Genomic DNA, 20,194 nt, shown 5'->3' on the forward strand with positions numbered 1-20,194 from the left:
TGGGGAAATCTGGCGGGCGCCTCCTCGGTGGTTTGAATTGTCCGCAAACCTCCGGGACTGCCGGGTGCGATACACCGCACCCGGCAGATTAACTAACCAACCCATGTGCTTTGCCCAAAAATTGTGTTTAAATCCCGGTAGAAAGGAACTCGCATCATGAGCCGTCGCTTGCTGATCGTCGAAGATGATGAAGATACCCGAGAGTTCATCGCCAAGGGGTTTGGCGAAGAAGGTTATGTCATCGAGCAGGCCGAGGACGGCCGTGAGGGTCTGTATCATGCCACCGACGGCGGGTTTGACGCGGTCGTTCTGGATCGAATGTTGCCGGGGCTGGATGGGCTGTCACTGATCAAATCGATGCGTGCGGCGGGCGTCAAAACTCCGGTTCTGATGCTGACCGCCATGAGCGCTGTTGATGAGCGTGTCAAAGGGTTGCGTGCCGGGGCGGATGACTATCTGGTCAAGCCGTTTTCCTTCCAGGAATTGCACGCCCGGATCGAGGCCCTGCTGCGCCGTCCGCAAGAGGCTGAGGAAAGCCCGACCCTGAATTGCCGCGACCTTGAGATGGATCTGCTGACCCGCAAGGTCATGCGCAACGGACGCGAGATCACTCTCACCCCGCGTGAATTTCAAATCTTGGAGTTCTTTCTGCGTCGGAAAAACCGCGTGGTGTCGCGCACCATGCTGCTTGAGGGGGTTTGGGATTATCACTTCGACCCTAATACCAATGTGGTCGATGTCCATATCTCGAAACTGCGGCGTCAACTGGACGAAGGCGGCGAGCCGCCGCTGATTGAAACCGTCCGGGGTGCCGGTTACATGATATCTGATGGATAACCTGCGACTTTCCTTCAACAATTCACGCACACGCCTCGTACTGGCCAGCATGGTCCTCAGTACCTTGCTGACCGCGACCGTGTTGGCGTTGGTCTATGTAACGGCGAACCGTAGTATCGAAAGCGAGACACGCTCGGTCGTGTCGGCAGAGCTAACAGGGCTGGCGGATGAATACGAACGCCGAGGCCTGATCGGGTTGATGCGAGCGATCGAGCGGCGCCTTCCAACCGCCGCGGACCGCGATGCGTTGTATCTGCTGACCGACCGCTTTGGCGTCAATCTGGCTGGGAACCTCAAACAATGGCCCGAAAATATCGCAGCTGGCAGTGGCTGGGTCGATCTGGAAGTACGCCGGGCTGACAATGATGAATTGGTGCCCGTCTCGGCCGCCTCGGTTCGACTGCCCGGCGGTGAACGCCTGCTGGTGGGGCGCGATGCGCTGGCGCGGCAGCAATTCGACCGGGTTCTGTTGCGGTCGGTCGGCATTGCGCTGGCTATTGCCCTGGCGCTGAGTGTGCTGACCGGCTGGCTGTTCACCCGTCTGGTCTTTTCCCGCCTGTCCGATATCGCCAGTGCCGCCGAAAATATCGTGTCGGGCGATCTGTCCCGGCGCATGCCACTGCGCGGCACTGGGGACGAATTCGATCAGGTGTCCGGGACGCTCAACACCATGCTGGATCGGATCGAGGAGCTGGTCAGCAACCTTCGCACCACGTCAAACTCAATCGCACATGATCTACGCTCCCCCCTATCGCGGCTAAAGCAACGGGTTGAAACTCTGTCCGATCCATCGAAAACCGATCAAGAGCGCGAGATTGATATCGCGCGGGCCAGCGCGGAAATCGACCATGTGCTGCGGGTGTTGGGGCAACTGACCGAAATCTCACGCGCCGAAGCGGGTGTTGGTCGGGAACAATTTGAACCGGTCGATCTGCAGCAACTGGTGGCGGATGTGGTCGAACTGTACGACCCCGTAGCTGTCGATCAGGGTATCCAGCTTGAGGTCACGGGCACGGCTTCACCGATACCGGGGCATCGCCCGCTGTTGTCGCAGGCCCTGTCGAACCTGCTGGAAAACGCGATGCGCTATGCGCCGCAGGACACCACTGTCACGATCAACCTGTCCGAAGATGGTGCCTATACAAATCTGAGCGTTCGCGATCGTGGTCCCGGCGTTCCGCAAGAAGACTTGCCACGCCTGCAAATGCCGTTTGTCACACTGGACCCGGCACGAACCGAGCGGAATGCTGGTCTGGGTCTGGCCCTTGTCGCCGCGATTTCCCACATGCATGGCGGCGCGTTTGAGGCTAGCAATTGTAATCCGGGGCTTGAAGCGAAAATCAAACTGGCCCGCAAACCCTAGGCAGGTACGCCGTTGATTGCCATTGTCTTGTTTTTATAGCGTTTATCAGCGGTTACATCCTCACCGAACCAAGCCGGCGGAGTGTAGGCCATGGCCTCGGCCTCGGTCTCAAACTCCACCTCGACCAATTGCAACGGGGTCAGATCACCCAGAAACACGTCCAGCTCAAACACGCGCCCGTCGGACAGCTGGCCTGTGTAGCGTTCCTTTTCCACTCGGCGCCCATCTGTTTCTGGCCAGAACGTTTCGAATTGCTCGGCCGTGATTTCGGCCTCACGCTCAACCCGTACCATCGTGCCGCCACCTTTGAGGGTCAGGAAGAACCGATCGTTCTTTTGACGCAACCGCAGTTCGGTGGAATCATCAGGCGCTGTCAAATATCCCTGCCGCACAACAGCTTTCTCTGCGCCGCTGAGGTCCGGCAGGTCTGCGACCAAAAACTTGCGTTCAATTTCCAAGGTCATTTGCTTGAATTCACTCCGTTTTCCAATTCATCGAACAACGACTGATAGGCGGCGCTCGCGTCACTGCGACCAGCAAAGATACTGACCGGGGCGCGGTTCTGGCCCATACGTTCGATATCGGCGGCAAATGGTATTTCGGTTTGCAGGAACCGCTTTTTGTACTGCTTACGCATCTTCTCCATCGTTTCCAGATGCAAGGTCTTGCGCCTCTGCACCATTGAAAAGAACGCCCTAATCTTTTTCTTGGGCAGCTTCTGCTGGTCAAAAAAGGCCACCAACTGCGCAAGCGTCCGCTCAGACAGGGTGGTCGGAATGACCGGCACAACGATCTGATCCGCCGCCTTGAAAATGTTCTCGGACAGGGTCGAAAAGTTCGGTGGGCAATCCAGAATAATCACATCGTAATCGGTGCCTGCGGCGGCCAGAGCTTTTTTCAACCGGGATCGCTTGTTCCGCATGCGCGACAGGAACACGTCAAAGTCGCGGAAGGTCAGGTTCGCTGGCAACACATCCAGCCCATCGAAGTCACTGGCCCTGATCGAATTAGTGAACCGGGAAATATCCTCGAAAAATCGCGCGTCGGTCAGCTTTTTCGATGGTTTCACCCGAAAATAAAACCCTGCCGCGCCCTGCGGATCAAGGTCGCACAGCAACACGGTGTACCCAGCTTGCGCATAGGCGTAGGCCAGGTTTACCGAGGTTGCGGTTTTACCCACACCGCCCTTGTTGCTGTAGCAGGCAATGATCTTCACCAGTCAATCCTCCTTATGGCGAAACAGGGTTCGGAACAGGTTCTGAATCTCTGGGCTATCGAAATGCCCAAAATTAGCGATCACGCGGTCGCGCTCAGCTTTTTGGCGCTGATCGAGTACGGAGATCAGCCCTCCAACAGCCATGGCAAGCGGCGCACTTGTCCGGTTGCGGGCATCGCTCTGGGTGGAAACAAAATTAAGCAGCGCCTCTTGTTGCACCGAGTAGTCATTGAACAGGCCCAAATTATCTTGCATTTTTTTCAATGGCTTAATGAGCGTTTTGAAATCACTCTTGTCGAACAAAGGTGCAAAGAATTCCATTAGATAGCGCAGCTTCTTGCAATCTATCCGCAGCTCATGCACCGCCTCGTCTGGAGTTTTCGGGGTAATTCTACGGGCAAGCTTGCACAGTTTGCGGTAGCGTTTCCAGATCAGCGCACGAGCATAATCATACGCTTTGCGCTCGGCGTTGGGTCCGGATTCCAATCGCTTGGTATCAGCAAACAGCGCCTGTAGTTGCTTCATCTGCCTACCATAGGCCGAACTGCGCAAATGCCGAGTCAGCACAGCTAATTCGCGGTTACGTTCTTTTTCAAACTGCGCGAACATCGCCTCGATACCTTGATGAAGGTTGGGCGGTATCAGATTGAAGTAAATATCTTTTTCCAAAAGGTAGACATCCAGATCCCGCACTCGCCCGGTAGACGCCATCAGGCCCGAGAATTCGCGTTTTAGTGCGCTGGTCTGCTCTGGCGAAAACACGCCTTTGAACAGGCTCAGGACGGACCGAACACGCCTTAATGAGACACGGTAATCGTGCAGAAATTCCGTGTCTATATCCGCGACAATCCCCGCCTCGTTCTTGCGCGCAACTTCCAGATAGGTGCGGATGATATCCACCGCCACTTCGACCGAGGGTTCCTGCTTGCCCAACTTTACATCGGGCTTGGCATTGTAGGCAGGTAAATCTGCAAAAAGGCCTTGCATGACCACCTCTGCACCTGACGCGCCAGAAGCCATGTCCTCTAGCGCCGAACAGACCTTTTGAAAGGCGCGTTTATACCCCCGCATGGGTTGCACGGTCAGGATCGTCACCTGCCCGTGGTTTGCAACCAAAGTCAGAGCGCGACCGCGAACTTGTGTCTTTTGCACGTTGTCCAATACGGCAAAGGTGCTGCTTTTGATGGTGCCAGAGCCGATACACATAAACGCGCGCAGCTTGGGGAAATCTTTCAACGCCGCGCGAACTGGCCCATCCGGCAGGTCCTGTACGAACATGCCTGTGCCGCAGCCATCCTGAACCAAAAAATCCCTGTCGTTCAGCAGCTGCAACGAGCCGCCTGTTTCGATCAACAACCGCCCTTTGGCCCGCAGCGATTGATCATGGTTGTCTAGCAGGTCAAAAGGACGGGCAGCAGTTGGGGGTTCAACCGCGACTGTCAGCTCCTTAAGTAAACCAGAGAATCCGTCCTGGTCGAACTTGCCTGGAAAGACGAACACCCTTCGTTTCCGCCCCATCACCCGCGCCTCGTTTTCAAGGCATCAAGGCTCCGCAGTGCCGTGCCATCGAACTGCCAGCGCAGGTAATTGCCGTGTCTCTTGGCGTTCTCCCGGTTCTTAAACATCGGCACCCTCATGACAGCATGAGGCCATGAAATCGCATACTATTCCGTCTGGCAAGCTTGATGTCTTACTGACCGTGCGTCAGGTCGACAGCCCCGAAACACCCCGCTAAAAGTGGCGCATGTCCGACCCTATCTCCTCAATCCGCAACCTTGGCCCGGCTTACGAACAAGCCTGCGCCCGTGCAGGTATTCATTCGGCGCAGGAATTGCGCGAATTAGGTCCCGATAAAGCCTATTCCCGGCTTTTGCAGACAGGAACCAAGCCGCATTTCATCGGCTATTATGTGTTGGTCATGGGGTTGCAGGGCCGCCCGTGGAACGATTGCAAGGGCGATGAGAAAAAGGCCCTGCGGCAGCGGTTCGATGCCATCAAGGCCAGCGTCACCGCTATGCCTGAAACCCGGATGATCTCGGATCTGGATGCGATCGGCGTGCGCGTGTCAGCCGACGATCTCAAGCCGGAATAAAAAAAGCCGCGCCCGTTGCCGGGAGCGGCCCATGAATTCGATCTGACGGCGACTTAGCCGACCAGTTCGATGCCCGAGAAGAAGTACGCAATTTCAACTGCTGCAGTTTCCGGAGCGTCCGAACCGTGGACCGAGTTTTCACCAACCGATTCAGCGAACTCGGCGCGGATGGTGCCGGGGGCCGCGTCTGCGGGGTTGGTTGCGCCCATGACTTCGCGGTTCTTTGCAATGGCGCCTTCGCCTTCCAGAACCTGAACAACAACCGGCTCCGACGACATGAATTCGCACAGTTCGTCATAGAACGGACGCTCGGCATGCACGTCATAGAACTTGCCAGCCTGAGCTTTGGTCATGTGGATGCGCTTTTGCGCAACGATGCGCAGGCCAGCTTCTTCGAACTTGGCGTTGATCTTGCCAGTCAGGTTGCGGCGGGTTGCATCGGGTTTGATGATCGAGAATGTGCGTTCCAGTGCCATGTCGGCCTCTCCTTAACATAAGGCGCGGGGTCGCGCCGAAATCCATCGCGCGCCGCGTAGCACGGACTGTCTGATATGAAAAGCACTATGATGCGCTGCAGCTCAGATCGTCTCGGGCAGTGGGTCTTGACGGTCCACCCAGCGCACGTAAACGACGGCCAGCAGCCCAGCAAAACTGCAGGCCCACATCATGCCCAGAACCAGAAACGGCCCGTTGTCGGGGCTGACCCACAACCCGGTCAGCGAGGTCAGTACCGCCCCCAGCGCAACAATCATCGCACCTGACAAGCCCGCGGCGCTGCCGGCCAGTTTGGGCCGGACAGACATCAGACCGGCCGAGGCATTTGCGTTGGTCAATCCGTTGCCAAAGCCAACAAAGATGGCCGACCCGAAGAACACCCAGACCGAGCCCAGATCCGCAAGAAACAGCAGAAGACCCAATAGCGGCCCGGTTGACGCGACGATGCGTCCGATCAGGATCATGGTTGTTAGTGGTGTTCTGGCGGCGATCCGACCAGTGATGAAATTACCCACCATGAAGCCACCGGTGATGATGCCGATCCCCAAGCCTAGCATCGCGGGGCTTAGATCGAACCATGCCACCGCCACAAGGGGCGCGCCGGTGATGAAACTGTAGAACCCGCCGATCGAAAACGATGCACACAAGGCATAACCCCAGAACCGGCGGGCACGAAAAAGGTGTGGGTATTCGCGCAACTGCGCCGCGAAGGTCGACGAACGATTGGTATTGGTCTCACCCATATCGACCCACAGCAACAGCAGCATCCCCGCCCCCAGAACCGAGTACAGAACAAAGCCCGCGCGCCAGCCGAACAAGCTGTCCAGTGCTCCGCCCAACATCGGGCCAAGCATCGGGGCCAGCGCCATCGCCATTGCCACATAGCCCAGTTTACTGGCTGCCTCGTTTGGCGGGTGCATGTCCCGGATCGCAGCACTGGAAAGCACCGGCCCGGCCACCACAGCCGCCTGCAACAGGCGAAAGCCCAGAAAGGCCCAGATCGACTCGGCCAATACGCAACCAACCGAGGCCACAACAAACACCGTCATACAGATCAGCAAAACGGGCCTGCGACCAAATCGGTCGGACAGCGGCCCCATGATCAGTTGCAACACCGCAGACACCGCCAGATATCCAGCCACGGACAGGTTCACCAGCGCATAATCGACTTGAAAATCCCCGGCCATACGCGCCAGAGACGGCAGGAACATATTCAACGTCAGCACGGAAATCGCCGTGGCGAACACCAAAGAGACCAGAGAAGGAGGCGAAGAAGCCGCGCGCATGTTAAAACCGTCAAAATCCAACCGGACCAGCGCTAGCACATAGGCTTGTCGATGAACATGCCAACCCGCTGGCGGCGTCTGACAGGCTCTGTTATGAGCGGCCCATGTTACGGATCGAAGACATCACCTATGCGGTCGAAGGCCGCCCTCTGTTTGACGGCGCCAGCGCCACCATTCCCGATGGCCACAAGGTCGGTCTGGTGGGGCGGAACGGCACCGGCAAGACCACTCTGTTCCGTCTGATCCGGGGCGAGTTGGCATTGGAATCGGGCAACATCTTGCTGCCGAAACGCGCGCGGATCGGAGGCGTGGCGCAAGAGGTGCCGTCGTCCGACGTGTCGCTGATCAACACGGTTCTCGCTGCTGATACCGAACGCAGCGCCCTGATGGCCGAGGCCGACAGCGCCGAAGACCCCGCGCGCATTGCCGAGATTCAGACCCGCCTGGCGGATATCGACGCCTGGTCGGCCGAGGCCCGCGCGGCCTCGATCCTCAAGGGGCTGGGATTCGATGACGGAGATCAGCTGCGCCCCTGTTCCGACTTCTCGGGCGGTTGGCGGATGCGCGTAGCACTGGCCGCGGTTCTGTTTTCGCGGCCTGATCTGCTTTTGCTGGACGAACCGACCAACTATCTGGACCTCGAAGGTGCCTTGTGGTTGGAAAGCTATCTGGCCAAATATCCTCACACGGTGATCATCATCAGCCACGACCGCGGCTTGCTAAACCGTGCGGTGGGCTCGATCCTGCATCTGGAAGACCGCAAGCTGACCTATTACGCGGTACCTTATGACAAATTTGCCGAGCGTCGGGCCGAACGACTGGCTCAGGCGGAATCGGAAAACGCCAAGGCCAAGGCCCGCATTGCTCACCTTCAGAGCTTCGTGGATCGGTTTCGGTACAAAGCATCCAAAGCCGTTCAGGCCCAGTCCCGCCTGAAGATGATCGAACGCATCCAACTGGTCTCAACCCCACAAGAGGCCGCTTTGCGGGCGTTTTCATTCCCTGAGCCCGAGGAACTGTCCCCTCCGATCATCCAGATCGAAGGCGGTGTGACTGGCTATGGCGAAACCGAAGTATTGCGCCGTCTGAACTTGCGCATTGATCAGGACGACCGCATCGCGTTGTTGGGTAAAAACGGTCAGGGCAAATCGACCTTGTCTAAGCTGCTATCCGACCGCCTGCCCTTGATGGCGGGAAAGATGACCCGCAGCAACAAACTGCGCATCGGATATTTCGCGCAGCATCAGGTGGATGAGTTGCATGTGGACGAAACACCCCTGGACCACTTGCGCCGCCTGCGCCCGGATGAAGCTCCGGGAAAATGGCGTTCGCGTTTGGCCGGGTTTGGAATGAACGCGGATCAGGCGGAAACGCTGGTCGGGCGCTTGTCGGGCGGTCAAAAGGCGCGCTTGTCACTGCTGATCGCAACCATCGACGCGCCACATATGCTGATCTTGGACGAACCAACCAACCACCTGGACATCGAAAGCCGCGAGGCGCTGGTAGAGGCGCTGACTGAATACTCCGGTGCCGTCGTTCTGGTCAGCCATGATATGCACCTGCTGTCACTGGTCGCGGACCGGCTGTGGCTGGTCTCGGACGGAACGGTCAAACCCTTTGACGGAGATCTCGAGTCCTATCGCACCCTGCTGCTGGCCCGGGACAAACCGGTCAAAGAGAAACCGCAGACGGCGAAGCCCAAACGCGCCTCGCGCGAGACTGTATTGGCGCTGCGCGCCGACCTGCGCAAATGCGAGGACCGGATCGAGAAGCTGACGGATATGCATGAAAAGCTTTCGGCCAAGCTGGCGGACCCGACGCTGTACGAAGACGACAAGATCAACGATCTGGAAACCTGGAACCGTAAGTTCTCAGAAGTGGTTGAAGCGATGCAGAAAGCTGAAACGCTTTGGGTCGCCGCCGCCGAACGCCTTGAAAACGCCGAGAATGCCGCATGATGGATCTAGCCTTTTTCATTACTGCTTTCACCACCTTGTTCGTGGTGATCGACCCCTTTGGCACCACCCCGATCTTCGTGGCGCTGACGCAGGGTATGGATTCCCGCGCGCGGCGCAAGGTGGCGCTGCGCACCTGTGCCGTGGCCTCTGGGATTCTGATCGCCTTTGCGGCCTTTGGCGAAGCCGTGCTGGGCTTTGTCGGTATCTCGATGGAGGCGTTCAAAGTCGCTGGCGGGGCGCTGCTGTTTTTGACCGCGCTCGACATGCTGTTCGAGCGCCGCACAAAACGTCGCGAAGATCGGGTTGAAGAGGAAGAAGAACACCCCGACCCGTCAGTGTTCCCTCTGGCCATTCCGCTAGTGGCCGGGCCGGGGTCGATCGCGACAATCATCCTGCTGGCCGGTCAACATCCGGGCATTCTGGGCATTGCCGAGGCCATTTTGGTGATGCTGGCGGTTATGGCCGTGGTTCTGACGTTCTTTTTGTCGGGCGGTCTGATTGCGCGCATTCTTGGCAAGACCGGGCTGAATGTGTTGACCCGGCTACTGGGCATGCTGTTGGCAGCGCTGTCGGTTCAGTTCATTTTGGACGGACTCAAGGCCTTTGGTTTTGCGTCGTAAATCCCCATATACCTTAAAGTAAATATGGTAAGGGGTACGGTATGGACGGCGACAGCATTGGACGTTTGGTATATCTGGCCGTGCTTGGTGCGGCGGTGGTGGCGTGGTTCGTCTCGCAGAACCGTCAGTCTCTGAACAAGACTATGCAACAGGCGTTGGCCTGGGTGTTCATTTTCGTCGGTGCCATTGCCGTTGTCGGGCTTTGGGAAGACATCCGATCAACCGTTGGCCCTGCCCCGCAGATGACTGTCACCGGTGAAACGATCGCGGTACCTCGCGCACGTGACGGCCATTATTACCTGCCCGTTGTGGTGAACGGTGAGCCGATAACCTTTCTTGTCGACACTGGTGCCAGCCAGATCGTGCTGAGCGATCAGGACGCCCGACGCATTGGTATTGACCCTGACCAACTGAACTATCTTGGCCGCGCCTCGACCGCGAACGGAGAGGTGCGCACCGCACCCGTCCGGCTGGATAGCCTTGAGCTGGGGCCGATCACCGACCACGGCGTCTCGGCCTGGGTAAACGAAGGCGATTTGCGCCAATCACTGCTGGGCATGGATTATCTGCATCGCTTTTCGAATATCCAGTTTGCGGATGGCCGTCTGATCCTGTCTCGTTAAAGGTTCTGCGGCGGCATTTCCGAATTGAGAACAAAATGAGAACATGCTAGGCTGGCGGCATGTCTACAAACCTTCTTGGCCGCAAACCTGCGCGTGAGGCGCCAGGACTGACCCTGCACCCTCAGATCACTCTGCAACTGGCCCGCGTGCATGAGGCCTGCGGCCCCGCCCGGCGCAGCTTTGCCATGTGGTTGGCCGGTCAGGCGCAGGGGCCGGTGCTGTGGATTGCCCCCGCATGGGAGCCCGGGCAGCTGAACCCGGACGGGATGATGCCCTTTGCCGATCCCGCCCGGTTCCTGTTCGTCCGCCCCACCCGCGCCGAGGATCTGCTGTGGTGTATGGAAGAGGCACTGCGCAGTGGGGCCATTCCGCTGATCATCGGCGATCTGCCGGGCGCACCGGGGCTGACGCCGGTGCGGCGTATGCATCTGGCTGCTGAACAGGGTGGCACAATGGGGCGGGCGCCGCTGGGGCTGCTGCTGACGCCCGGCAACGGTGGCGCGCAGGGGGTCGAGACCCGCTGGCACATGGCCGCGAACCATCAGGGCGAGGCCCGCCGCTGGACCCTGACCCGCCGCCGCGCACGCGCCCTGCCCCCGGTCAGCTGGCACGCCACCCAGATCAAACCGCGCGCCGGGCTGAATCTGACCCGGACCGAAGCCGAAGATGTTTTGGTGTGACACATCACGCAGTTCACGCAACTTGTGACTGGCAAAAGCCGGACCCCCGCCCTAGCGTGCCAGCATGAGCCATCCAATCCATGACAGCCGATATTCCTGGCTTCGCCTTCTGATCACGCTTGGCATCGCCATGGTGGCGAATGCCGGTATGTGGGCGGTGGTCGTGGTGATGCCCGCCATCGAGGTACAGTTCAACGCCGGAAGAGCGGAAGTGTCGATGCCCTACACGCTCGCCATGATCGGCTTTGCGTTGGGTAATATGTGGCTGGGGCAACTGGTGGATCGGCTGGGCGTGACCAAAGCGCTGATCGGGGCTTCTGTGCTAAGTGCAGTCAGCTATCTATTGGCGACATTGGCCCCGAACATGTTGATGCTATCGGTAGCGCATCTTTTGATGGGCTTGGGCGCATCCATCGGGTTCGGCCCCTTGATCGCGGACATTTCCCATTGGTTCATGCGGCGACGCGGGATCGCCGTCGCGCTGGTCGCCAGCGGAAACTACCTGTCTGGGGCCATCTGGCCCACCTTGCTGGCCGGAATTCTGGCTCGGGAAGGGTGGCAGCAAGTCTATCTGACATTGGCCATCGTGACACTGGTCGTTGTTATACCTCTTTCCTTACTGCTAGGCCGTAAGGTTCCGGACGAAGCCCACAGTACTGCAGCTGCCACTGCCCAAATTAATACGCGCAGCGTTGGAATACCTCCGCGCACCCTTCAATACATCCTGGGTCTGGCCGGGATCGGCTGTTGCGTAGCTATGTCCATGCCACAAGTTCATATCGTGTCCTATTGCGTCGGGCTGGGCTATGGCCCTGCGGTCGGGGCCGAGATGTTGTCACTAATGCTGATGGGTGGTGTCCTCAGCCGGATCGTTTCGGGGTTGGTCGCCGACAAGTTGGGTGGGATCAGGACCTTGCTTATCGGTTCCACCTTGCAATGCATCGCCCTGTTTCTATTCCTACCCTATGACGGGATGGTCTCGCTTTATGTCATCAGTATGCTGTTCGGGCTGGCGCAAGGTGGGATCGTGCCCAGCTATGCCTTAGTGGTGCGCGAATACATGCCCCCGAAAGAGGCCGGCGCACGGGTGGGATTCGTCCTGATGATGACCATCATGGGTATGGCTCTGGGCGGGTGGATGTCCGGGTGGATATACGACGTGACGGGAAGCTATCAGTTGGCCTTCGTCAACGGCCTCCTCTGGAACGGGTTGAACATCGCCATCCTGCTGGTGCTGCTGCACCGCTCGCGCCCCCGCGGGCACGGGGCACTGGCGTGAGCCTGCTGTCCCGGCGCACCATTCTGGCCGGGTTGGCCGCCTTGCCCATGGCGCGTCCAGCCCAAGCTGCGCTTACTCAATACGAACTGGTGTCACAGGGCACATCCGTCGACTTTACCTTTGACCTGTCGGGCCTTGCGCAATCCGGTACCATGCCAATCCAGTCGGCGGATATTCAGATCGACCTGAGCAATCTGATCAACAGCCGCGTCAGCGTGACCCTGAACGCGGCTGAAGCCCGCACCAGATTACCCTTTGCCCGAACCGCAATGCTGAGCGCCGGAGTGCTGGACGTTGAGAACTTTCCAACCATTCACTTTACGTCAACCAAGGTGCAGCTTGGCGAAGGCGGTCGAATTTCGCGCGGGGCAGAGATTACCGGAGACCTGACCCTGCGCGGCGTGACCCGCCCAATCACCCTGCAAGCCAACCTTCATCGACCGCCCGGCAGCGCCGCAAATATCCTGGATATGCTCTCGATCCAATTGACCGGCTCGCTCAATCGCCACGACTTTGGGGCGTCCGGCTATGCCGATCTGGTACAGGACACCGTCGGGCTGGACATCCGGGCGGAAATCAAAAAGGCCGAATAGGCAAAAAACGACGCGCCCGCGTCGATTAGGCGCGCGCATCACCGGCAAATTCCGCCAAGGTGCCCCCATCATGCGTACGATCATTTCTTTTGCCGCCCTCTTTCTTTCAGTCATTCTGCTGCAACTTTCCACAGGTGGCGTCGGGCCGCTGGACGCCATCTCGGGCATTACACTGGAATTCACGACCGAGCAGATCGGTCTGCTGGGCTCGTCCCATTTCCTAGGCTTTTTCATTGGTTGCTGGTGGGCCCCGAGACTGATGGGGAATGTCGGCCACTCTCGCGCCTTCGCGGTCTGCACGGCTTTGGGCGCAATGGGGTTGATCGGGCACACCCTGACCGACAACCCCTATCTATGGGCCGCATTGCGGATCGCTTCGGGCACCTGTGTAGCGGGCTGCTATACCGTGATCGAGGCCTGGCTAAACGCCAAGGTCACCAACGAAACCCGTGGCCGGGCGATGGGAACTTATCGGTTCGTGGATATGGGGGCGTCACTGGGGGCGCAGTTGATCATCGCCGTACTGCCGCCCGCCTCATACGTGTCTTATAACCTGTTGGCGATCTTGTGCTGTGCCGCCCTGTTGCCGCTGACACTGACCCGCGCCAGCCAACCGAAAACGCCCGACGCCCCCCGCCTGCGACCCAAACTGGCTTGGCGCAGTTCGCCCCTGGCGGTGGCCGGTGTGATTGTTGCGGCGCTCAGCTCGGCCTCGTTCCGAATGGTCGGCCCGGTCTATGGCCAAGAGGTCGGGCTGGGCGTGGATCAGATCGCGTTCTTCTTGGCCTCATTTGTTCTTGGCGGGGCGCTGGCGCAATACCCGCTGGGATGGTTGGCCGACAAATACGACCGGCGCTGGGTACTGATCTGGCTATCTGGTGCTGCTGTTCTAAGCTGTGGCGTAACGATGGCTGCAAGCGGCACAGGCACTCTGGGCGTTATGCTGGCCGCTGGCATCTTTGGCCTGACAACTTTTCCGATCTTCTCGGTGTCGTCCGCGCACGCAAATGACTTTGCCACCACCGAGGAACGGGTCGAATTATCAGCCGCTCTGATGTTCTGGTACGCGCTGGGGGCAATTGCTTCGCCCTACATCTCGTCCACCCTGATCCAGCAATTCGGTCCAAGTGCCCTGTTTGCCTTTGTGGCCGCCGGGCATCTGGTTTTGATCGTGTTTGGCCTGGCCCGGATGCGGTCGCGCCCAACACCGGACGAGCGGACCAACTATGTCTACGCCCCACGCACTTCATTCACCATCGGACGGCTGTTGAAAAAGTCGCGCGAAGATTAAAGGGCCGGGAAATCCCGGCCCCTTAGTTAGTTATTGCTGCGTCGGCGGTGTATCGTCTTCTACCACCTCGACCACATTGGCGGGTTCGACGGTCTGCTCCAGCGCACCGTTCACCACGCCACCGACGCCTTGCTCCATCGACAAACCAAGCTCTTCACCAAGTTTCTTGAGCGCGGGCATCTGCACCGCCATACCCATGATCGAATCCAGCGCCTGATTGACCACCGGCTTGTCGCCATTCGCAACCCCGCCACCATTGGCAGCGCCGATTCCACCAACCTGATGGATCTTGATCGAGTCGATCTTTTCAGCCGGCTTCACCATTTCCGAGATGATCGATGGCATAGTTTCGATCCGGGTCAGATCAACCTTCATTCGGATCTGTTCGGGCGACAGGGCATTGTCTGCCTCAACAATCGCGCGCTTACCTTCCGCTTCGGCCAGCATGTCGTTCTTCTTGGCCTCGGCGCGGATATTCAGCGCGTCCGCTTCGGCCTGAGCCTCTTCGCGGCGGGCTTCGGCGCGGTCGGCGGCGGCCTCTTTCTCGGCCTGTGCGGCCAGACGGATCGCGGTCGCCTGACGTTCAGCCTCGCGTGTCGCTTCGATCAGCACGATCTGCTTCTGACGCTCGGCCTCTGCCACTTCGCGGGCGGTTGCCACGGATTCGGTCGCCTTGGTTGCCTCGGCACGGGCAAGATCAGCAGAGGCGCGCGCGCGGCTTTCCTCTTCGGATTTCTGCGCGATGATGATCTGGCGCTCTTGCTCGGCCACTTCCAGCTCCCGCTCTTTTGCGATCTCGGCATCGCGGATATTGCGCTCGCGTTCGATCTCAGCAGCACGGATGGCTTCTTCACGCGCGATCCGGGCGCGTTCGGTTTCGCGCACCGAGTCCTCGGTCCGGGCCGCAATCTCAGCCTCTTGCGCCACACGCAGGGTTTCAACCTGCTGCGTCTGCTCAATGCGCGCCTGCTCTTCGTCCTTTTCGATCAGCAGTTTCTGACGCTGAGCTTCCATCGCTGCACGACGTACCTCGACCTCAGCATCCGCATCAATCTGCGCACGCTCTTTTTTTGAGGTCGCAATGACCTCTGCCAGTTTGCGCATACCTACGGCGTTAAACGCGTTGTTCTCGTCCAACGCCTCAAACGGTGTCTGGTCCAACGCCGTCAGCGAAACGGATTCCAGCGACAAGCCGTTCTTCAACAGGTCTTCGGACACCGCATTTTGCACCTCTTGTACAAAATCAGCGCGGTTTTCGTGCAGACCATCCATGGTCATCTGTGCGGCGACAGCCCGCAAACCGTCGATCAACTTACCTTCGATCATCTCGCGCAATTGCTCGACGTCAAAAGTGCGACCACCAAGTGTTTGAGCCGCGCGCGAAATACCTTCTTCGGTTGCCATTACCGAGACATAAAACTCGACGCCCACATCCACGCGCATCCGGTCCTTAGTGATCAAAGCAGCCTCACCGCTACGCTGCACCTCAAGGCGCAAGGTCTTCATGTTGACCGGGCTCACCTCGTGCAGCAGCGGCACGATGATGACACCGCCATCCATGATGACTTTCTTGCCACCGGCCCCGGTTTTCACCAAACTGACCTCTCGGGTCGCGCGGCGGTAGAGACGGCCAAGCACAAGGCCGATGAACAAAACGACTGCTAATAAGGTCACAACTGTGACGGCCAGGAATGGTAGTTCCATGTTAAATCCTCCAAGTTGGGGTTTGAATTTTGTTAGTCTGACAAGCCGACCAGAACGAACCGGTCACGCCGTCGGTCACGCAAAACCAGCACTTCGGCGCCTTGTTTCAGCGCGTCCTTGTCCTGCAGCGGTTCGGCGCGCAGGTAGTGAGAGTTTCCAAAACGGTCGGTGACGCGAACCTCGGCCGGGCGCCCGCGCGAGGCCGTTCCTTGCGTGATCACGCCGCGACGGCGTGCAAGCATGCGTTCCGACATCGCCTCGGTCTCAGTTTTCGGCAACAGGCGGGCAAAGACACCACCAAAGCCGCGTGCAAACCAAAGGGCAAAGGCACCGGCCGGAAGGGCCGCCATCCAGCTTGGAAGATCAAAGCCCAGCAGATCGCGCAGCGCCAGTTGCAGGCCAATTCCCGACAGGCCGAACCCGGCCAGCAGAACCACCAGCCATATCATGAATGGCACCTTGCCGATCCCAAGCCAGCCCAACGGACCCGAAGGGGCTGCGCCCGGCGCGTCCGCCTCAACCTCGGCCAGTTCGAATTCGCCCAGATCAACGTCCGCGTCGACATCAAGGTCAAAATCACCAATGTCCAGGTCGGGAGCGTCCATCACGTCCAGATCGACCTCGGCCTCGCCTGCCATAAGACTCCCGCCCAGAACCAATGCGATCAGTTCCAGCCCAAGAAGACCGAACAGAAGCGCAAGCGCCAGGGTAAAGGGCACAAATGCGCCCTCTAGCAAAAAGTCAAACATCAGTAGGTTGCCCTCGTTTTATGTATACTTTTGTATACATTAGATAGGTAGCGACAACACAAATTCAAGTAGCCGTGATTCCATTATTCAACCTAGGGGTATTGTGGACCACCAGCCGGATGCAATCGCATTCCTCTGCCAGATGGATTTTCGGGGTTGTTGTTGTTTTAAATCGCCCCTGCGCGAAACCCGGGGTTTTGCTGGCCGGTTACATAAGGTAGACGGGCGCGCAGATAGATACGTGGAAACGCAAAATGGCTCGGATTCTCATCACCTCGGCGATCCCTTACATCAACGGGATCAAGCACCTCGGCAATCTGATCGGCTCGCAATTGCCTGCCGATCTGTACGCACGCTATCAGCGTGGCCGGGGGAATGAGGTCATGTTCCTGTGCGCCACGGATGAACACGGCACCCCCGCCGAACTGGCCGCCGCCAAGGCGGGTAAACCAGTGGCCGAATATTGCGCCGAGATGTATGGCGTTCAGGCCGACATCGCCAACCGCTTTGGTCTGAGCTTTGATCACTTTGGTCGTTCGTCCAGCGATCAGAACAAGAAGCTGACCCAGCATTTTGCAGGTAAGCTGGATGACGCCGGACTGATCCGTGAAGTGACGGAAAAGCAGGTCTATTCCAACGCCGATGGCCGCTTTCTGCCCGACCGTTATATCGAGGGCACCTGCCCCAATTGCGGCTATGAGCGCGCGCGCGGTGACCAGTGTGAAAACTGCACCAAACAGCTGGACCCGACCGACCTGATCGAGCCGCGCAGCGCGATCAGCGGTTCGACTGATTTGGAGGTGCGCGAAACCAAGCACCTGTATCTGCGTCAGTCGGCCATGAAGGATCAACTAGACGCCTGGATCGACAGCAAGACCGACTGGCCGATCCTGACAACCTCCATCGCAAAGAAATGGCTGCACGATGGCGACGGTCTGCAGGACCGAGGCATCACCCGCGACCTGGACTGGGGCGTGCCGGTCAAAAAAGGCGATCAGGACTGGCCGGGAATGGAAGGCAAAGTCTTCTACGTCTGGTTCGACGCGCCCATCGAATACATCGCCTGCGCCAAGGAATGGGCCGACGCAAACGGCAAAGCCGACGCCGATTGGCAGCGCTGGTGGCGCACCGACAAGGGCGCGGATGACGTGCGCTATGTGCAGTTCATGGGCAAGGACAACGTGCCTTTCCACACGCTGTCCTTCCCGGCCACCATTCTGGGTTCGGGTGAGCCGTGGAAGATGGTCGACCACCTGAAATCGTTCAACTACCTGAACTATGATGGCGGCCAGTTCTCGACCTCTCAGGGCCGCGGCGTCTTTATGGATCAGGCGTTGGACATTTTGCCCGCCGATTATTGGCGCTGGTGGCTGCTGAGCCATGCGCCCGAAAGCAGTGACAGCGAGTTCACGTGGGAGAACTTTCAGCAATCTGTGAACAAGGACCTCGCGGATGTTCTGGGCAACTTTGTCAGCCGGATCACCAAATTCTGCCGGTCTAAATTCGGCGAAGCCGTGCCTGAAGGCGGCAGTTTTGGCGAACGCGAGCAGACCCTGATCGACGACCTTACCAAACGTGTCCGCGCCTATGAAGGACATATGGAGGCGATGGAGGTTCGCAAATCCGCACAGGAATTGCGGGCGATCTGGGTTGCGGGCAACGAATATCTGCAGGCTGCCGCTCCGTGGTCAACCTTTAAGGAGGACCCAGAACAGGCCGCAGAGCAGGTGCGTCTGGGCCTGAACCTGATCCGTCTTTATGCCGTTCTCAGCGCGCCGTTCATCCCCGAAACTTCGGCCCGGATGCTGAGCGCAATGAACACGCTGGACACCAGCTGGCCCGACGATGTTGCGTCCGCGCTGAACGCCCTGCCCGCCGGGCACGCCTTTTCGGTACCCGACGTTCTGTTCGCCAAAATCACCGACGAACAGCGCGAAGATTGGGAAAACCGTTTCGCGGGCACGCGCGACTGATCCGGTGCAACATCTGAATTTGGAAACGGGGGCCAAACGGTCCCCGTTTTCAGTTGCCTCACCGGAGCCAACCATATGTCCGCAGCCAGATCGGCCTAAGTCAGCCTGTTACCGAGAAAATTCCTGCAGGTCTTCGCCCGTTCATCGTATTCAAGAAGCTTGAGATATAATCCTAAAACGGTCATCCTGACCTGAATTCAGTCGACTCGCCGGGGCGGCCAACCTGCCGTGGCGCAAAATCCTTAGAATGAACGAGGCGCCTGCCATGTCCCTTGCATTGAAGAACTTGAATATCCGTCACAGCGGACCGGTCCAGGCCTTTGCTGTCTTGGTCTGTCTGGGCATGGCACACGCAGCCACGGCACAAGACCAAAGCGACGCCCCGCCGCCCAAAGTGTCGATTGCAGCGGCCTATACCGAAGAAATCACCGAAGAAGCCAGCTTCATTGGTCGGGCCGAGGCATTGGATAAGGCTGACCTTGTGGCGCGTGTCAGCGGCTTTTTGGAAACTCAGAATGTCGAAGATGGCGCGCTGGTGAAACAGGGCGACTTGCTGTTCACCATTGAACCCGACCTTTATCAGGCGACCTTAGAGGCACGTAACGCCGACTTGGATCGGGCCGAGGCCAATCTGGAACTGGCAAAGGTTGAACTGGCTCGGAAACAAGAGCTGTATGAGCGGGACGCAACCCCTGAATCCGAACGCGACATCGCGCGCGCCAACGAACTGGTGGCAGAGGCCGAGGTGAAAGCCGCCAAAGCTGCGATCCAGCAGGCCGAACTTGATCTGAGCTATACCGAAATCCACGCCCCTTTTGACGGACGTATCGGTCGGGTGGCGATCAGCGTCGGAGACGTAGTCGGGCCAAACAACCCACCGCTGGTCAATATCGTCAGCGAAGCGCCGATCTATGTAAACTTCTCGGTAAACGAAAAGCAATTTACTTCGGTACTTGAAGCAGTTGGAGAGAATCCCTCATCCCTTGCCGAAAGCGACAAGAGCCCCAATGTACGTATCAACCTGCCGAACGGCTCAGAACTGGATGAAACCGGCAAGATCGTGTTTGTCGACAACCGGATCGACCCATTGACCGGTGCCATCGCAATGCGGGCCGAATTCTCGAACGCTGACCGGCTGATTGTCGACGGTGCCTTTTTGAATGTTCGGATCGAGGCGCTGCAACCCACGCTTGAGGTGCTGATCCCGCAGGCCGCGCTGCAACGCGATCAGCGCGGTGATTTTGTGTTAGTCGTCAATGACCAGCAGATGGTCGAACAGCGTTACATCACCACCGGCGACAACGAGGGCACAGCGGTGATCGTCAAGGACGGTCTGCGCGAAGGCGAAAGCGTCATTGTCGAGGGCCTGCAAAGGGTTCGCCCTGGGGTTGCCGTCGATGCCGTCGTGGCGTCTGAGCAGCCGGGAGAGTAACAG

19 protein-coding genes are annotated in these 20,194 nt (G+C 58.6%); 12 read left to right on the top strand and 7 right to left on the bottom strand.

All coding sequences use genetic code 11. The features are described 5' to 3' along the window. Window positions 1-156 precede the first annotated feature (156 nt). On the top strand, window positions 157-837 hold the full coding sequence (locus AB1A64_RS08255) for a response regulator transcription factor (RefSeq protein ID WP_366550969.1): 681 nt from the start codon (window positions 157-159) through the stop codon (window positions 835-837). Beyond that, window positions 830-2,200, top strand: a complete 1,371-nt coding sequence (locus tag AB1A64_RS08260; RefSeq protein WP_366550970.1) for an ATP-binding protein — start codon at window positions 830-832, stop codon at window positions 2,198-2,200. The genes AB1A64_RS08255 and AB1A64_RS08260 overlap by 8 nt, the downstream gene beginning before the upstream one ends. Here AB1A64_RS08260 and AB1A64_RS08265 read toward each other — a convergent pair. The 3 genes from AB1A64_RS08265 to AB1A64_RS08275 are packed head-to-tail and all read right to left on the bottom strand — an operon-like array spanning window position 2,197 to window position 4,652. Beyond that, complete coding sequence (locus AB1A64_RS08265) at window positions 2,197-2,664, bottom strand: CYTH domain-containing protein (protein WP_366550971.1); 468 nt, start codon at window positions 2,662-2,664, stop codon at window positions 2,197-2,199. The genes AB1A64_RS08260 and AB1A64_RS08265 overlap by 4 nt on opposite strands. Then, complete coding sequence (locus AB1A64_RS08270) at window positions 2,661-3,416, bottom strand: AAA family ATPase (protein ID WP_366550972.1); 756 nt, start codon at window positions 3,414-3,416, stop codon at window positions 2,661-2,663. The genes AB1A64_RS08265 and AB1A64_RS08270 overlap by 4 nt, the downstream gene beginning before the upstream one ends. A 3-nt stretch (window positions 3,417-3,419) precedes the next feature. Further along, window positions 3,420-4,652 carry a CHAD domain-containing protein gene (locus AB1A64_RS08275; protein ID WP_366550973.1) on the bottom strand — a complete coding sequence of 411 codons (1,233 nt, stop codon included), beginning with the start codon at window positions 4,650-4,652 and terminating at the stop codon, window positions 3,420-3,422. 508 nt (window positions 4,653-5,160) lie between these two features. On the opposite strand from AB1A64_RS08275, the gene AB1A64_RS08280 reads away from it, so the two are divergent. Then, the gene (locus AB1A64_RS08280; protein WP_366550974.1) at window positions 5,161-5,508 is read left to right on the top strand and encodes a TfoX/Sxy family protein; all 348 of its coding nucleotides are present in this window, start codon (window positions 5,161-5,163) and stop codon (window positions 5,506-5,508) included. A gap of 53 nt (window positions 5,509-5,561) precedes the next feature. Here AB1A64_RS08280 and ndk read toward each other — a convergent pair whose 3' ends face one another. After that, window positions 5,562-5,984 (bottom strand): nucleoside-diphosphate kinase, encoded by a 423-nt coding sequence (gene ndk, locus AB1A64_RS08285; protein ID WP_050603574.1) that lies wholly within the window; start codon window positions 5,982-5,984, stop codon window positions 5,562-5,564. 102 nt (window positions 5,985-6,086) lie between these two features. Then, window positions 6,087-7,289 (bottom strand): multidrug effflux MFS transporter, encoded by a 1,203-nt coding sequence (locus tag AB1A64_RS08290; RefSeq protein WP_366550975.1) that lies wholly within the window; start codon window positions 7,287-7,289, stop codon window positions 6,087-6,089. A 104-nt stretch (window positions 7,290-7,393) separates the two neighbouring features. On the opposite strand from AB1A64_RS08290, the gene AB1A64_RS08295 reads away from it, so the two are divergent. The 7 genes from AB1A64_RS08295 to AB1A64_RS08325 all read left to right on the top strand — a co-directional run bounded on the left by AB1A64_RS08295 (window position 7,394) and on the right by AB1A64_RS08325 (window position 14,333). Continuing rightward, window positions 7,394-9,247, top strand: coding sequence for an ABC-F family ATP-binding cassette domain-containing protein (locus AB1A64_RS08295; RefSeq protein ID WP_366550976.1), 1,854 nt, complete (start codon window positions 7,394-7,396; stop codon window positions 9,245-9,247). Then, window positions 9,244-9,867 carry a MarC family protein gene (locus AB1A64_RS08300; protein WP_366550977.1) on the top strand — a complete coding sequence of 208 codons (624 nt, stop codon included), beginning with the start codon at window positions 9,244-9,246 and terminating at the stop codon, window positions 9,865-9,867. Before AB1A64_RS08295 ends, AB1A64_RS08300 begins: the two co-directional genes overlap by 4 nt. Window positions 9,868-9,908: 41 nt before the next feature. Further along, window positions 9,909-10,490: a TIGR02281 family clan AA aspartic protease gene (locus tag AB1A64_RS08305; RefSeq protein WP_366550978.1), complete on the top strand. Its 582-nt coding sequence runs from the start codon at window positions 9,909-9,911 to the stop codon at window positions 10,488-10,490. A 59-nt stretch (window positions 10,491-10,549) separates the two neighbouring features. Beyond that, window positions 10,550-11,170: a hypothetical protein gene (locus AB1A64_RS08310; RefSeq protein ID WP_366550979.1), complete on the top strand. Its 621-nt coding sequence runs from the start codon at window positions 10,550-10,552 to the stop codon at window positions 11,168-11,170. Between the two features lie 64 nt (window positions 11,171-11,234). Then, complete coding sequence (locus AB1A64_RS08315; RefSeq protein WP_366550980.1) at window positions 11,235-12,449, top strand: MFS transporter; 1,215 nt, start codon at window positions 11,235-11,237, stop codon at window positions 12,447-12,449. Continuing rightward, on the top strand, window positions 12,446-13,042 hold the full coding sequence (locus tag AB1A64_RS08320; protein WP_366550981.1) for a YceI family protein: 597 nt from the start codon (window positions 12,446-12,448) through the stop codon (window positions 13,040-13,042). The genes AB1A64_RS08315 and AB1A64_RS08320 overlap by 4 nt, the downstream gene beginning before the upstream one ends. Window positions 13,043-13,112: 70 nt before the next feature. Continuing rightward, window positions 13,113-14,333, top strand: a complete 1,221-nt coding sequence (locus AB1A64_RS08325) for an MFS transporter (protein WP_366550982.1) — start codon at window positions 13,113-13,115, stop codon at window positions 14,331-14,333. Window positions 14,334-14,363: 30 nt separating this feature from the next. Here AB1A64_RS08325 and AB1A64_RS08330 read toward each other — a convergent pair whose 3' ends face one another. Further along, a complete protein-coding gene (locus tag AB1A64_RS08330) occupies window positions 14,364-16,037 on the bottom strand; it encodes a flotillin domain-containing protein (RefSeq protein WP_366550983.1) in 1,674 nt (557 codons plus the stop codon). Window positions 16,038-16,069: 32 nt separating this feature from the next. Further along, window positions 16,070-16,786 carry an OB-fold-containig protein gene (locus AB1A64_RS08335; RefSeq protein ID WP_366550984.1) on the bottom strand — a complete coding sequence of 239 codons (717 nt, stop codon included), beginning with the start codon at window positions 16,784-16,786 and terminating at the stop codon, window positions 16,070-16,072. 254 nt (window positions 16,787-17,040) lie between these two features. Here AB1A64_RS08335 and metG point away from each other — a divergent pair, with 254 nt between their 5' ends. Together metG and AB1A64_RS08345 are read left to right on the top strand one after the other, a co-directional pair. Further along, window positions 17,041-18,759 carry a methionine--tRNA ligase gene (metG, locus tag AB1A64_RS08340; RefSeq protein ID WP_366550985.1) on the top strand — a complete coding sequence of 573 codons (1,719 nt, stop codon included), beginning with the start codon at window positions 17,041-17,043 and terminating at the stop codon, window positions 18,757-18,759. A 265-nt stretch (window positions 18,760-19,024) separates the two neighbouring features. Beyond that, window positions 19,025-20,191 carry an efflux RND transporter periplasmic adaptor subunit gene (locus tag AB1A64_RS08345; RefSeq protein WP_366550986.1) on the top strand — a complete coding sequence of 389 codons (1,167 nt, stop codon included), beginning with the start codon at window positions 19,025-19,027 and terminating at the stop codon, window positions 20,189-20,191. Window positions 20,192-20,194 lie beyond the last annotated feature (3 nt).

Source organism: Ruegeria sp. ANG10, assembly GCF_040705255.1.
Taxonomy (GTDB): domain Bacteria; phylum Pseudomonadota; class Alphaproteobacteria; order Rhodobacterales; family Rhodobacteraceae; genus Ruegeria.

What these genes read in the sequence shown, in the direction of transcription:
- metG (WP_366550985.1), top strand. Translation starts at nt 17,041, where the DNA reads ATGGCTCGGATTCTCATCACCTCGGCGATCCCTTACATCAACGGGATC.
- AB1A64_RS08325 (WP_366550982.1), top strand. Translation starts at nt 13,113, where the DNA reads ATGCGTACGATCATTTCTTTTGCCGCCCTCTTTCTTTCAGTCATTCTG.
- ndk (WP_050603574.1), bottom strand. Translation starts at nt 5,984, where the DNA reads ATGGCACTGGAACGCACATTCTCGATCATCAAACCCGATGCAACCCGC.
- AB1A64_RS08260 (WP_366550970.1), top strand. Translation starts at nt 830, where the DNA reads ATGGATAACCTGCGACTTTCCTTCAACAATTCACGCACACGCCTCGTA.
- AB1A64_RS08255 (WP_366550969.1), top strand. Translation starts at nt 157, where the DNA reads ATGAGCCGTCGCTTGCTGATCGTCGAAGATGATGAAGATACCCGAGAG.
- AB1A64_RS08305 (WP_366550978.1), top strand. Translation starts at nt 9,909, where the DNA reads ATGGACGGCGACAGCATTGGACGTTTGGTATATCTGGCCGTGCTTGGT.
- AB1A64_RS08265 (WP_366550971.1), bottom strand. Translation starts at nt 2,664, where the DNA reads ATGACCTTGGAAATTGAACGCAAGTTTTTGGTCGCAGACCTGCCGGAC.
- AB1A64_RS08300 (WP_366550977.1), top strand. Translation starts at nt 9,244, where the DNA reads ATGATGGATCTAGCCTTTTTCATTACTGCTTTCACCACCTTGTTCGTG.
- AB1A64_RS08330 (WP_366550983.1), bottom strand. Translation starts at nt 16,037, where the DNA reads ATGGAACTACCATTCCTGGCCGTCACAGTTGTGACCTTATTAGCAGTC.
- AB1A64_RS08335 (WP_366550984.1), bottom strand. Translation starts at nt 16,786, where the DNA reads ATGTTTGACTTTTTGCTAGAGGGCGCATTTGTGCCCTTTACCCTGGCG.
- AB1A64_RS08315 (WP_366550980.1), top strand. Translation starts at nt 11,235, where the DNA reads ATGAGCCATCCAATCCATGACAGCCGATATTCCTGGCTTCGCCTTCTG.
- AB1A64_RS08345 (WP_366550986.1), top strand. Translation starts at nt 19,025, where the DNA reads ATGTCCCTTGCATTGAAGAACTTGAATATCCGTCACAGCGGACCGGTC.
- AB1A64_RS08295 (WP_366550976.1), top strand. Translation starts at nt 7,394, where the DNA reads ATGTTACGGATCGAAGACATCACCTATGCGGTCGAAGGCCGCCCTCTG.
- AB1A64_RS08310 (WP_366550979.1), top strand. Translation starts at nt 10,550, where the DNA reads ATGTCTACAAACCTTCTTGGCCGCAAACCTGCGCGTGAGGCGCCAGGA.
- AB1A64_RS08290 (WP_366550975.1), bottom strand. Translation starts at nt 7,289, where the DNA reads ATGCGCGCGGCTTCTTCGCCTCCTTCTCTGGTCTCTTTGGTGTTCGCC.
- AB1A64_RS08280 (WP_366550974.1), top strand. Translation starts at nt 5,161, where the DNA reads ATGTCCGACCCTATCTCCTCAATCCGCAACCTTGGCCCGGCTTACGAA.